Here is a 12,885-nt window from a genome sequence, read left to right as displayed (position 1 = left end):
AGTACACCATGTGCTGTCCGCGGGGGTCAATTGATGTCCGCGGTCCGGTCGGAGCGTACAGAGCCACGTGGCGCACCGCCGCGCACCGCGTCCGCCGCCGCGAAAAGTTCCGCGGGCCGGACCCCGCCGAACGATGCCACCAGATGCCCGTCCGGCCTGATCAGCAGCACGGTATGGGCCGGGGCACCCGGGTAGGCCTCGGTCACCAGCAGCTCCCCCCTCACCGGCAGGGCGTCGACCGACTCGACGAGCCGGGGCATCACCCCCGCGGTCAACCAGTGGCGCCGGTCCCACACCCCAGTCCCCGGAGCGATCAGAACGACCAGCAGACGGCCCCGCCCCAGCCGCTCGCGCAGCCGTACGGTCGTGCCGTCGGGCGCCGTCACCCGTACATCGTCGACCGGCGCGCCCGGGGGCGTACCCACCGATGTGTGCGCCTCTGCGTACGCAGGCGCAAGGGGGGAGTGCGAGTACGAAGGGGGCGCACCCAGTGGGCCGCACCCCAGGTGACCGTCGGCGAGCAGTGAATCGTGCCCCCGTGCGCTCCCGGGGACGATGCTCCGTAGCCCTCCGCCGCCGCGCAGTATCGGCAGCGACTGGTCCGCCGCGCGCAGACGGGAGGCGACCGCGGCCCGGCGCTCCGCCTGGTAGCTGTCGAGCAGCACCTCGGAGGCGCCGTGATGCCAGGCCTGCGCCAGCTTCCAGGCCAGGTTCTCGGCGTCCCGCAGCCCTTCGTCGAGCCCCTGCGTACCGAGTGCACCGAGCAGATGGGCGGCGTCCCCGGCAAGGAAGGCCCGCTCGACCCGCCAGCGCCGGGCCAGCCGGTGATGCAGCGTGTACACGCCCGTGTCCAGCAGTTCGTACGGCGGGGTCTCGCCGCCGCACCAGCCCGCGAGAGTGTCCCGCACCCGGGTGATCAGGGCGTCGGGGGTGACGAGCTCGCCGCGTGGCGGGAGCAGCCAGTCCAGCCGCCACGCACCGTCCGGCAGCGGGCGCGCGGTGACCTCGGCGCCTCCGGTACGCCACGGCGGCAGCCGGTGCAGCACGGCCTCGCCGGGCCAGGGCAGATCGGTGCGCAGCGCGGCGACGGCGTGCCGCTCCACCGCTGTGCGCCCCGGGAACCTGATGTCCAGGAGCTTGCGGACGGTGGATCTGGCGCCGTCGCAGCCGACCAGGTAACTCCCGCGCCACCAGGTCGAATCGGGTTCCCTGGTGTGCACCGTGACCCCTGCCGGATCCTGCTCAAGGGTGTCGATCCGGCTGAGCGGCGCCATGTGTACCAGCTCCTGCCCGGCGACCGCTGCCCGCAGTCCGCGCATCAGGGCGTGCTGGGGCAGATGGAGCGGGGCCGGGAGCGGATCACCGTGCGGGGAGTCCTCGCCGAGGCGCAGTTCGCGTACCAGCTGCTTGCGGCGCATGGAGCGCCAGCCCGTCCAGTGGGCGCCCTCGTCCCGGAGCGCCTTGTACCCGAGCCGCTCCACCAGGGCCGCGGTGTCCTCGCGCAGCACCACCGTCCGGGCGGGACGGGTCTCGTCCCGCCCCGGGTCCTCGTCGAGGACGACGGAGGGAACGCCCTGCGCGGCGAGGGCGAGCGACAGCGTCAGGCCGACGGGCCCGGCGCCGACGACGATCACCGGGTCCACGGCGCGACTCCCTGGGCCCGTGCGGTCGGAGGAGTGGAAGCGGAAGCGGGGGCTCGGTCGGCGATCACAGAACGTATGCAACCCACTGCCGGTGCTTGCGTCAAGTGACACCCGAGCGCGGCGAAGGGCGCCGGTGCATGCACCGGCGCCCCTGCGCAGAGATTGCCGACGAACCGTCAGACGGCGCGTCCGTCATCGATGATGAGCGCCGGCGCACCGATGGTCTCCAGACCACCGGCGGGTGCGGCGCCCGTGCTCTTCTTGCCGCGCCGCAGCCGACCCTCCAGCCAGCCCGCGAACGAGGTGAGCGCGAAGTTCACCACGATGTAGATCAGAGCGACGATTGTGAAGCACGCGATGGTGTTCGCACCGTAGTTCGCGCTCATCGGACGGACCGATGCCAGAAGCTCGGGGAAGGTCAGCACCGCGCCGCCGAGGGCGGTGTCCTTCACGATGACGACGATCTGGCTGACGATCGCGGGCAGCATGGCCGTCACGGACTGCGGCAGCAGCACGTACAGCATGGTCTGGCCCTTGCGCATACCGATCGCCTTGGCCGCGTCCGTCTGTCCGTTGGGGAGGGACTGGATCCCGGCCCGCACGATCTCGGCGAGCACCGAGGCGTTGTACAGCACCAGACCCGTGACCACGGCGTACATCGGGCGGGAGTCGCTGCTGATAGTCGTGTACTCGGAGTACGCCGCGTTCGCAGTGATCATCAGGATCAGCACCGGGATGGCGCGGAAGAACTCCACGACCACGCCGGCCGGCATCCGCACCCACCGGTGATCCGAGAGCCGGCCGATGCCGAACAGGGCACCCAGCGGCAGCGCGATGACCAGGGCGAACGCCGCTGCCTTCAGGGTGTTCTGCAGACCCGGCCAGATGTAGGTCTGCCAGGGCTGGGAGCTGGTGAAGAACGGCTTCCACTTGATCCAGTCGAGCTGGTGCTTGGCAGCCAGGCCGTCGTACACCCACCACACGACGGCAGCGGCGACGAGCAGGAACAGGACCGTGTAGACGATGTTGCGCTGCTTGGCGCGCGGCCCCTGGGCGTCATAGAGGACGGAAGTCATCGCTTCACCGCCACCTTCTTGCTCACCCAGCCGAGGATCAGGCCGGTCGGGAGGGTCAGACAGATGAATCCGAACGCGAAGACGGCGGAGATCAGGATCAGCTGCGCCTCCTTCTCGATCATGCCCTTCATCAGGTATGCGGCTTCGGCCACGCCGATCGCGGCGGCGACCGTGGTGTTCTTCGTGAGCGCGATCAGAACATTGGCCAGCGGGTTGACGACCGAGCGGAAGGCCTGCGGGAGGATGATCAGCCGCAGTACCTGGGTGAAGCTCAGTCCGAGGGCGCGCGCCGCCTCCGCCTGGCCGACCGGCACGGTGTTGATGCCCGACCGGAGCGCCTCACAGACGAACGCGGAGGTGTAGACGACCAGCGCGAGCACCGCGAGCCGGAAGTTGATGTCCTTGAAATCGCTCGCGCCGAGCTTGATGTTCAGGGTCTGGAAGAGGCCCAGCGACGAGAACACGATGATCACGGTCAGCGGAACGTTCCGGACCACGTTCACATAGGCGGTGGCGAAACCGCGCATCAGGGGGACTGGGCTGACCTTCATGCCGGCCAGCAGCGTTCCCCATATGAGGGAGCCGAGGGCGGAGTAGACGGCGAGTTGCACCGTCACCCAGAAGGCCCCCAGCAGGTCGTAACCTTCAAGAAAGTCGAACACGATCTCCCGCGCTTCCGCGTGTAGGAGGGCATGGCGCGCCGCCGTTCACGGACGGCGCGCCTCGTCAGCCCTGCTTCACTTGACGATGTTGCCGATCTTCGGGGCGGGCTCGTTCTTGTAGTTCGCCGGACCGAAGTTGGCCGTCACCGCCTTGTCCCAGGAGCCGTCCGAGACCATCTTGGTGAGCGCGTCGTTGATCTTCTTCTTGAGGTCGGCGTCACCCTTCTTCAGGCCGATGCCGTAGTTCTCGTTGCTCATCTTGAAGCCGGCCAGCTTGAACTTCCCCTGGAAGTCCTTCTGCGAGGCGAAGCCGGCCAGGATGCTGTCGTCGGTGGTCAGCGCGTCGACGGCCTTGTTCTCCAGACCGGTGAGGCACTCCGAGTAGCCGCCGTACTCCTGGAGCTGGGCCTTCGGAGCCAGCTTGTCATGGACGTTCTGCGCCGAGGTCGAGCCGGTCACCGAGCACAGGTTCTTGCTGTTCAGGTCGGCCGGGGACTTGAACGAGTCGTCGTCGGCACGGACCAGGATGTCCTGGTGCGCCAGCAGGTACGGGCCGGCGAAGTCGACCTTCTGCAGACGCTCGTCGTTGATCGAGTAGGAGGCGGCGATGAACTTGACGTCCCCGCGCTCGATCGCCGTCTCGCGGTCGGCGCTCTTGGTCTCCTTGAAGGTGATGTCCTTGGCGTCGTAACCGAGTTCCTTGGCGATGTACGTGGCGACATCGACGTCGAAACCGGTGTACTTGCCGTCGGGCGTCTTCAGACCGATACCGGGCTGGTCGATCTTGATGCCGATGGCGATCTTCTTGCCGCCGCCGGCCGAGTCGCCGCCCTTGTCGTCGGAGGAGCCACAGGCGGTGGCGGTGAGGGCGAGCGCGAGCACGGCGGCCGATGCGGCGGTGACCTTACGAAGCTGCATGGTGAACTTCCCTAGAGTTGACGCGATGACGTGATGTGAGTGAACAGCTGATCCGGAAATCAGTGGTGCAGGATCTTCGAAAGGAAGTCCTTGGCCCGGTCACTGCGCGGGTTGCTGAAGAACTGGTCGGGCGTTGCCTCTTCGACGATCTTCCCGTCCGCCATGAAGACGACACGGTTGGCCGCCGAGCGCGCGAAGCCCATTTCGTGGGTGACGACGACCATGGTCATGCCGTCCCGGGCGAGCTGCTGCATGACTTCCAGCACCTCATTGATCATCTCCGGGTCGAGCGCGGACGTCGGCTCGTCGAAGAGCATGACCTTGGGGCCCATCGCCAACGCCCGTGCGATGGCCACACGTTGCTGCTGGCCTCCGGAGAGCTGCGAGGGGTACTTGTCGGCCTGCGTCGCCACGCCCACCCGGTCGAGCAGCGAACGCGCCTTCTCCTCGGCAGCCGTCTTGTCCGCCTTGCGGACCTTGAGCTGCCCCAGCATCACGTTTTCGAGCACCGTCTTGTGCGCGAAGAGATTGAACGACTGGAAGACCATGCCGACATCGGCACGCAGCCTGGCCAGCTCCTTGCCCTCCTGGGGCAACGGCTTGCCGTCGATCGATATCGCGCCCGAGTCGATCGTCTCCAAGCGGTTGATCGTGCGGCACAGCGTGGACTTTCCGGACCCGGAAGGCCCGATCACAACCACGACCTCGCCCCGGGCGATGGTCAGGTCGATGTCCTGGAGCACATGCAGCGCGCCGAAGTGCTTGTTGACGTTGCTCAGTACGACAAGGTCGTTCGCCGCGGGTACGGCATCCTCGGCGGCCTTGGTCACTGAAACTCCGCTCATCGGCTTCTTGCTCCGTCCTCCTCGGTTGGGAAGGACCTTAGTGACGCAGTGCGACCACCGTCATTACATCTGAGCGGAAATTGAGCATAACGATCCGGCCGCAACCGGACACTCCGCGTGAACGGGACGGCGGGAGAGGTACCGGGGGCGTACCGGGTGCATAACGGAAACCCCGATGTAAGAGGAGGGCCCTTGACTGGCGTACCGGTCATCGGAGTGGATGCCCTGGTACGTGATGACGTGAAACACCTCGGTACGGGGAAGTACCGGGAAGATGGACAGACGCCGGGGAGTGCGGGAAGACCGCGCCACGAAGCGAAAGCGGAGAGGAAGGGGGGCCATGAGACTGCTGCTCGTCGAGGACGACAACCATGTGGCGGCCGCCCTGTCCGCGGTGCTCGCCCGGCACGGCTTCCAGGTCGTGCACGCGCGCAGCGGCGAGGAGGCCCTGAAGGCCCTGCTGCCGGCGGACACGGAGCCCTTCGGCGTCGTGCTCCTCGACCTCGGACTGCCCGACCAGGACGGTTACGAGGTCTGCGGGAAGATCCGCAAGCGCTGTTCCATCCCCGTGATCATGGTGACCGCGCGGGCCGATGTCCGGTCGAGGATCCATGGCCTGAACCTCGGAGCGGACGACTACGTGGTCAAGCCGTACGACACCGGTGAACTCCTCGCGCGTATCCACGCGGTCAGCAGGCGTAAGTCGGCCGGCGAGGATACGGTGCCGACGCCCGTCGCGGCGCTGCGCCTGGGGCATGTCCACATCGAGCTCCCGACCCGCAGGGTCAGTGTCGACGGCGCCGAAGTCCAGCTCACCCGCAAGGAGTTCGATCTGCTCGCGCTCCTCGCCCAGCGTCCCGGTGTGGTGTTCCGCCGGGAGCAGATCATCAGCGAGGTGTGGCGCACGAGTTGGGAGGGAACGGGGCGCACGCTCGAAGTGCATGTCGCGTCCCTGCGTTCCAAGCTGCGGCTGCCCGCACTGATCGAGACCGTGCGCGGGGTCGGCTACCGGCTCGTCGCCCCGTCCGCGTAAAGGCGTACGGCCCCGGTGCGTACCCGTCTCCTCCCCCTGCTCATCATCCTCATGGCGGCCGTGCTGCTCGCGCTCGGCTTTCCGCTGGCCGTCAGCGTGGCCGCCGCCCAGCAGCAGGGCGTCGTGATCGACCGCATCGACGACACGGCGCGCTTCGCCGCACTGGCCCAGTTCGTCACGGAACCGACCGGGAGCAATGACGAACGGCGCCGCGTGCTCCAGTCGGAGCTGGAGATGTACGACTCGGTGTACGGAATCCGGGCCGGCGTCTTCTACCGCGACGACACCGCCATGGCGAAAGCACCGGCCGACTGGCAGCTCCCTGTCGAGGGGGCTGGCCGCGAGGCGTTCAGGGAGGCGCTCCTCGGGCGCCGCAGTCATGATCCGCCGCAGGTCTGGCCCTGGCAGCGTGGCCGGGTCGTCGTCGCCTCGCCCGTCGTACGGGACGGCGACGTGGTCGCCGTCGTCGTCCTCGACTCGCCCACCGGTGAGATGCGCACCCACACGCTGCGTGGCTGGCTGCTGATCGCAGCCGGCGAAGTGGTCGCGATGCTGGTGGCCGTCGGTGCCGCGATCCGGCTCACCGGCTGGGTCCTGCTGCCCGTCCAGACCCTGGACGCGGCGACCCACGACATCGCCAGCGGCCGGATGCGGTCCCGGGTGGTGGCATCGGGAGGTCCGCCGGAACTCAGACGCCTGGCCCGTTCGTTCAACGAGATGGCCGACAACGTCGAGGAAGTGCTGGAGCAGCAGCGCGCTTTCGTCGCCGACGCCTCGCACCAACTGCGCAACCCCCTCGCCGCGCTGCTGCTGCGCATCGAGCTCCTCGCCCTCGAACTCCCCGAGGGGAACGAGGAGATCGCCTCCGTCCGCACGGAGGGAAAGCGCCTCGGGCAGGTCTTGGACGACCTGCTGGACCTGGCGCTGGCCGAGCATGCCGCGGCCGACCTCCAGCTCACCGACATCGGCGCGCTCACCGCGGAACGGGTGGCTTCCTGGCGCCCATTCGCGGAGGGGAACGGTGTACGGCTGACGGCCGACGGGGCATCCGCCGTGACAGCCTGGGCGGACCCCATCGCGCTCTCCAGCGCCCTCGACGCCGTCATCGACAACGCGTGCAAGTTCACCCCCGCCGGTGAAGAGGTCCGTGTCACCGTCGCCGCCGGCCGTGACACCGTCACCGTGGCCGTGGCCGACCGCGGCCCGGGGCTGACCGATGAGGAGCTGGAGCGGATCGGCGACCGGTTCTGGCGCAGCGCCCAGCACCAGAACGTGCAGGGGTCCGGTCTAGGGCTCTCCATCTCCCACGCGCTGCTCGCCGCGGGCGGCGGCTCTGTCTCCTACGCCCCGCACGAGCCGCACGGACTGCGGGTGACGGTGGCGGTTCCGCGCAACGGTCCGAGCGACTGACTCCGGTACCGGGTGCCGCGACGGCGAGCCCCGCCGGAGTGCGTCAGGGCTTGACGGACCGGTAGTAGCGTCTGGCCCCGTCGTGCAGCTGCAGCGGATCGGTGTAGATCGCTGTCCGCAGGTCCACCAACTGCGCCGCATGCACCTCGCTTCCGATGCGGTCCCGGCTGTCGATCACCGTCCGGGTGAACGCCTCGGTCATCGCCGGGTCCGTGCGGTCCGTGGTGACCAGCACGTTGGCGACGGCCACCGTCGTGATGGCCGATCGCTGCTGGGCGCTGCGGTACGCGTCAGCGGGCATCACGGCCGAGCGGTAGTAGCGAGTGGGGCCGCCCCCGGCCCGCAGCCGCTTGATCAGCGATGCCTCCAGGGGTACGAGCCTGATCGGGAAGCGGTCCGACAACTCCTGCACAGCGGTGGTCGGCAGCCCGCCGGACCAGAAGAAGGCATCGAGAAGACCGTTCTGCAACTGCGTCGGCATCGTGTCGATCCCGGCCGGGACCGGGGTGATGCCGTGCGTCGGATCAAGACCCGCGGCGGTCATCAGCCGGTCGGCGACCAGCCGCACGCCCGAACCCTCCTGCCCCACCCCGACCCGCTTGCCGGCGAGATCCGAGACCGTCTGCACGTCCGAGTCCCGGGGCACCACCAGCTGGATGTAGTCGTCGTACAGCCGGACACAGCCGCGCAGCCGGTCGGCCCCCGCCTTGCCGTCCCGTAGATACGTGGCGATGGCATCGGTCGTGGCGATGGTGAAGTCGGCCTTCCCGGTCGCCACCCGCTCGATGTTCTGCTGGGAGCCTTCGCTGGTCTGCAGCCGTATCGAGACCATGGGCAGGTCCTTGGCGAGCGCTCCCCTGAGCCGCTCGCCGTAGCGGTGGTAGACCCCGCTGCGCACCCCTGTGCTGAAGGTCAGTGATCCGCTGGGCGGCGGATCCCCGAGCGGCAGCACCCACCACAGCAGCAGCCCGAGAACGACGGCAACGGCGGCGCCCCCCTGAAGGGTGCGCCGACGGCCGATACGGGACAGTGCGTGGAGCATGGCGCGATCCTGCCAGCTCACTCCTCGTGATGGCCAGGGCCGGTCCTGTGGAAGAGAGGCCCTGGGTGTCCGTACGACCTCGTACCCTGGTGGACGAGATGAGCGAGGTAGAGGGTTTGAAAACGTACGAGGTGCGCACCTACGGGTGCCAGATGAACGTCCACGACTCCGAGCGGCTGTCGGGGCTGCTGGAGGGCGCGGGGTACGTACGTGCGCCCGAGGGCGCCGACGGTGACGCCGATGTCGTCGTCTTCAACACCTGCGCGGTGCGGGAGAACGCGGACAACAAGCTCTACGGCAATCTCGGCCGGCTTGCCCCGATGAAGACGAAGCGGCCCGGGATGCAGATCGCGGTCGGCGGCTGTCTGGCGCAGAAGGACCGCGACACGATCGTCCGGCGGGCCCCGTGGGTCGACGTCGTCTTCGGTACGCACAACATCGGCAAGCTGCCGGTGCTTCTGGAGCGCGCCCGTATCCAGGAGGAGGCGCAGATCGAGATCGCCGAATCCCTGGAGGCCTTCCCCTCCACCCTCCCCACCCGTCGCGAGTCCGCCTACGCGGCGTGGGTCTCCATCTCCGTCGGCTGCAACAACACCTGCACCTTCTGCATCGTCCCGGCGCTGCGCGGCAAGGAGAAGGACCGCCGCACCGGCGACATCCTGGCCGAGATCGAGGCACTGGTCGCCGAGGGAGTCTCCGAGATCACCCTGCTCGGCCAGAACGTGAACGCGTACGGCTCCGACATCGGCGACCGAGAAGCCTTCTCCAAGCTGCTGCGCGCCTGCGGGAAGATCGAGGGCCTGGAGCGGGTCCGCTTCACCTCGCCGCACCCCCGCGACTTCACCGACGACGTGATCGCGGCGATGGCCGAGACGCCGAACGTCATGCCGCAGCTGCACATGCCGATGCAGTCGGGTTCCGACACGATCCTGAAGGCGATGCGGCGCTCGTACCGGCAGGAGCGGTTCCTCGGCATCATCGAGAAAGTGCGCGCCGCGATGCCGGACGCCGCCATCTCCACCGACATCATCGTGGGCTTCCCCGGCGAGACGGAGGAGGACTTCGAGCAGACCATGCACGCGGTCCGTCAGGCGCGCTTCGCCAACGCCTTCACCTTCCAGTACTCCAAGCGCCCCGGAACCCCGGCTGCCGACATGGAGGGGCAGATCCCGAAGGAGGTCGTCCAGGAGCGGTACATGCGCCTGTCCGCCCTCCAGGAGGAGATCTCCTGGGACGAGAACAAGAAGCAGGTCGGCCGCACCCTGGAGATCATGGTCGCTGAGGGCGAGGGCCGTAAGGACGGCGCCACACACCGTCTCTCCGGCCGTGCTCCCGACAACCGCCTGGTCCACTTCACCAAGCCGGACGAGGACGTGCGCCCCGGCGATGTGGTGACGGTCGAGATCACCTACGCCGCCCCGCACCACCTGCTCGCCGAGGGCGCGCCGCTCGGTGTGAGGCGGACCCGGTCCGGGGACGCCTGGGAGAAGCGCACCGTCGCGGAGGCCGCCAAGCCGGCCGGAGTGATGCTCGGGCTGCCCGGCATCGGCGCCCCGGCGCCGTTGCCGCCCGCGGCGGCTCCCGGCTGCGGGTGCGACTGACCTCGTAGGGGAAGAGGGCACGGAGCCGCGGCCGGTACGCCGGGTCGCGGACCCGTGGCCGGAACGGACGGGGGAAACAGGCGGAATCGGCTGACGCAGTACGCTGCCCAGCATGCTTGTCGCCGCAGCTGTCTGCCCCTGTCCGCCCGTGCTGGTACCCGAGGTCGCCGCAGGAGCCGCGCCCGAGCTCCTGGCCGCGAGGACCGCGTGCATCGATGCCCTGGGCGTGCTCGCCGCGGCCCGCCCCGACCTGCTGATCGTGATCGGGCCCGCGGATCCCGATGGCCGCGGGCCGCATCCCGAGGGGGCCCCGGGCTCTTTCAAGGGCTTCGGCGTCGATCTCGACGTCCGGCTCGGGCTCGGAGGAGATCCCGGCGCTGCGGCGGAGCGCCCGCTTCCGCCATCCCTCTCCGTCGGCGCGTGGCTGCTTGCCCGTGCGCAGTGGGCGGACGCGCCGATCGAGGGTCTCGGCGTGGGGGAGATGCTCGAAGCCGGGCGCTGCGCGAGCACCGGACGGGAGCTGGCGGCCAGGGCCCGCCGCGTGGCCATGCTGGTGATGGGCGACGGCAGCGCCTGCCGCACAGTCAAGGCTCCCGGCTATCTGGACGAGCGCGCACTCTCGTTCGACACGGAGGTGTCACGGGCCCTGGGCGCCGCGGACCTTGCCGTGCTGAGTGCGCTGGACGAGTCACTGGCGTACGAACTGAAGGCGGCGGGCCGGGCGCCGTGGCAGGTGCTGGCGGGCGCGGCGGAAGGGGCCGGGCTGAGCGGGCGGCTGCTCTACGAGGACGCTCCGTACGGCGTCGGATACATGGTCGCCACCTGGTCCTGAGACCGGATCCGGGTGGTCTCGGACGGGTTCGGAGAGTTTCCGGACGGGGCACGCACGTGACGGCCGTGGAGCGATGCCGCTCCACGGCCGTCCACCGTGATCAGGTCGAGGTGCCGAGGTCAGGAGGCCGGTGGTGGCGCACCGCCCTCGCCCATGTGGGACAGACGGTCAATCGCATCCTTGGCCTTCTGCGAGCCGGACTCGATCTTGTCGCTGTACTTGCCCTTTGTCTTTTGATCGACCGTCCGTGCTGCCTTGTCGATCCCATGGTCGATCTTGTCGCTGTGCTGCTGCGCGAGGCCGCCGACCTTGTCCTTCGCCGGACTCAGCTTGGCCTTCAGACTGTCCATGAAGCCCATCGGACACCTTCCCTGCTGGGGACTATGTGCGGGCGTTGTCTCCGGCCTCGTTGTCCGCCGCTTCGTCGGGCGACTGCTGTTTCGGGATTTCCACGCCCTCGGAGGACTGCGACCCGGTGGACGTCACCGATTCGTCCGCCGTCGCCCCGGACCAGGCCGGCGCGGCGACCTCGGAAGCCTCGTCCGTCGGCGCGGCGGCGGCTTCCTCGGCGGACGTCTCGACCGCTCCGGAGGAGGAACGGCGAAACCATGAAAAAACACCCATACTTGCTCCATATTTTACTCGTGTGATCGAAATTCCGCGCCGCCCGGAGCGTCTCATTGCGCCACTCGGGCTCTCGTCCGTCAGCCCTCGTCGGGGCTTCGGTCATCCGACCGCCTGCCGGACGGGGGCCGGTCCGAACCGGCGCGCGAAAACCTCGGAACAGCAAACGACTCCGGCTTCGTGCCGTCACGTAACCCGTTCGGGGAGAGGGCTGGACATTTGCGAGACTGGGGCAGTGAGTAGTCCATCTCCCGCACCGCGGGTCATCGCCGTCGTCGGTCCCACTGCAGCCGGAAAGTCCGATCTGGGGGTATTCCTGGCCCAGCAGCTCCGTGGCGAAGTGGTCAACGCCGACTCCATGCAGCTCTACCGGGGGATGGATATCGGCACCGCGAAGCTGACGCTCGCCGAGCGCGGATCCGTACCCCACCGGCTGCTGGACATCTGGGACGTCACCGAGACGGCCAGCGTCGCCGAGTACCAGCGGCTGGCCCGAGCCGAGATCGACCGGCTGCTCGCCGAGGGCCGGACCCCGGTTCTGGTCGGCGGCTCCGGGCTGTACGTGAAGGGTGCGATCGACGCACTGGAATTCCCCGGCACGGACCCCGGCGTACGCGCCGGACTGGAACAGGAACTGGCGGAGCACGGTTCAGGGGCGTTGCACGGCCGACTCGCCGCCGCCGACCCCGAGGCGGGCCGGGCCATCCTGCCGAGCAACGGCCGCCGCATCGTCCGGGCCCTCGAAGTCATCGAGATCACCGGGAAGCCCTTCACGGCCAACCTCCCGGGTAACGAAGCGGTCTACGACGCGGTGCAGATCGGCGTCGACGTGGCCCGCCCCGAACTCGACGAACGCATCGCCCTCCGGGTCGACCGGATGTGGGAGGCAGGGCTCGTGGACGAGGTGCGGACTCTGGAGGCCCGCGGTCTGCGTGAGGGGCGCACCGCCTCCCGTGCGCTCGGCTATCAGCAGGTGCTTGGCGCACTGGCCAAGGAGTGCACGGAGGACGAGGCGCGCGCCGAGACGGTCCGCGCCACCAAACGCTTCGCGCGGCGTCAGGACTCCTGGTTCCGCCGTGACCCCCGCGTCCACTGGCTGAGCGGCGCCGCGGAGGACCGGGGGGAACTCCCGCACCGGGCGCTGGCGTTGGTCGAACGAGCGGTTACAGCCTGATCACGTGATGGCATCGGGAAGCCCT

The 12,885-nt window shown here is 68.9% G+C and carries 13 protein-coding genes; 5 read left to right on the top strand and 8 right to left on the bottom strand.

Annotation, left to right across the window (positions count from 1 at the left end):
* Positions 1–26: 26 nt before the first annotated feature.
* The 5 genes from OH809_RS12210 to OH809_RS12190 form a co-directional block, all read right to left on the bottom strand.
* Positions 27–1,643, bottom strand: coding sequence for an FAD-dependent monooxygenase (locus OH809_RS12210; RefSeq protein WP_406515096.1), 1,617 nt, complete (start codon positions 1,641–1,643; stop codon positions 27–29).
* A 176-nt stretch (positions 1,644–1,819) separates the two neighbouring features.
* Positions 1,820–2,719, bottom strand: a complete 900-nt coding sequence (locus tag OH809_RS12205) for an amino acid ABC transporter permease (RefSeq protein WP_266980808.1) — start codon at positions 2,717–2,719, stop codon at positions 1,820–1,822.
* Entirely contained in the window at positions 2,716–3,381 is a 666-nt protein-coding gene (locus tag OH809_RS12200; RefSeq protein WP_406422365.1) for an amino acid ABC transporter permease, read from the bottom strand. Before OH809_RS12200 ends, OH809_RS12205 begins: the two co-directional genes overlap by 4 nt.
* A gap of 75 nt (positions 3,382–3,456) precedes the next feature.
* Positions 3,457–4,299, bottom strand: a complete 843-nt coding sequence (locus OH809_RS12195; protein WP_406422366.1) for a glutamate ABC transporter substrate-binding protein — start codon at positions 4,297–4,299, stop codon at positions 3,457–3,459.
* A gap of 59 nt (positions 4,300–4,358) precedes the next feature.
* A complete protein-coding gene (locus tag OH809_RS12190) occupies positions 4,359–5,144 on the bottom strand; it encodes an amino acid ABC transporter ATP-binding protein (protein ID WP_406422367.1) in 786 nt (261 codons plus the stop codon).
* A 340-nt stretch (positions 5,145–5,484) separates the two neighbouring features.
* On the opposite strand from OH809_RS12190, the gene OH809_RS12185 reads away from it, so the two are divergent.
* A complete protein-coding gene (locus tag OH809_RS12185; RefSeq protein WP_406422368.1) occupies positions 5,485–6,177 on the top strand; it encodes a response regulator transcription factor in 693 nt (230 codons plus the stop codon).
* Between the two features lie 15 nt (positions 6,178–6,192).
* Positions 6,193–7,587, top strand: a complete 1,395-nt coding sequence (locus OH809_RS12180) for an ATP-binding protein (protein ID WP_406515095.1) — start codon at positions 6,193–6,195, stop codon at positions 7,585–7,587.
* 43 nt (positions 7,588–7,630) lie between these two features.
* Here the strand turns inward: OH809_RS12180 and OH809_RS12175 are convergent, their stop codons facing one another.
* Positions 7,631–8,629, bottom strand: coding sequence for a TAXI family TRAP transporter solute-binding subunit (locus OH809_RS12175; protein ID WP_406515094.1), 999 nt, complete (start codon positions 8,627–8,629; stop codon positions 7,631–7,633).
* A gap of 98 nt (positions 8,630–8,727) precedes the next feature.
* Between OH809_RS12175 and miaB the strand changes: the two genes are divergently transcribed.
* Positions 8,728–10,230, top strand: coding sequence for a tRNA (N6-isopentenyl adenosine(37)-C2)-methylthiotransferase MiaB (gene miaB / locus OH809_RS12170; protein ID WP_406425233.1), 1,503 nt, complete (start codon positions 8,728–8,730; stop codon positions 10,228–10,230).
* 112 nt (positions 10,231–10,342) lie between these two features.
* Entirely contained in the window at positions 10,343–11,062 is a 720-nt protein-coding gene (locus OH809_RS12165) for a class III extradiol dioxygenase subunit B-like domain-containing protein (RefSeq protein ID WP_406422371.1), read from the top strand.
* Between the two features lie 119 nt (positions 11,063–11,181).
* Here OH809_RS12165 and OH809_RS12160 read toward each other — a convergent pair whose 3' ends face one another.
* Entirely contained in the window at positions 11,182–11,421 is a 240-nt protein-coding gene (locus tag OH809_RS12160; protein ID WP_406422372.1) for an antitoxin, read from the bottom strand.
* Between the two features lie 22 nt (positions 11,422–11,443).
* Positions 11,444–11,686, bottom strand: a complete 243-nt coding sequence (locus tag OH809_RS12155) for a hypothetical protein (protein ID WP_406422373.1) — start codon at positions 11,684–11,686, stop codon at positions 11,444–11,446.
* 235 nt (positions 11,687–11,921) lie between these two features.
* Here OH809_RS12155 and miaA point away from each other — a divergent pair, with 235 nt between their 5' ends.
* The gene (miaA, locus tag OH809_RS12150; protein ID WP_406422374.1) at positions 11,922–12,860 is read left to right on the top strand and encodes a tRNA (adenosine(37)-N6)-dimethylallyltransferase MiaA; all 939 of its coding nucleotides are present in this window, start codon (positions 11,922–11,924) and stop codon (positions 12,858–12,860) included.
* Positions 12,861–12,885 lie beyond the last annotated feature (25 nt).

The sequence above is a fragment of the Streptomyces sp. NBC_00873 genome (genome assembly GCF_045207415.1).
Taxonomy (GTDB): Bacteria; Actinomycetota; Actinomycetes; order Streptomycetales; family Streptomycetaceae; genus Streptomyces.
This window is presented reverse-complemented; position numbering and strand designations above follow the sequence as displayed.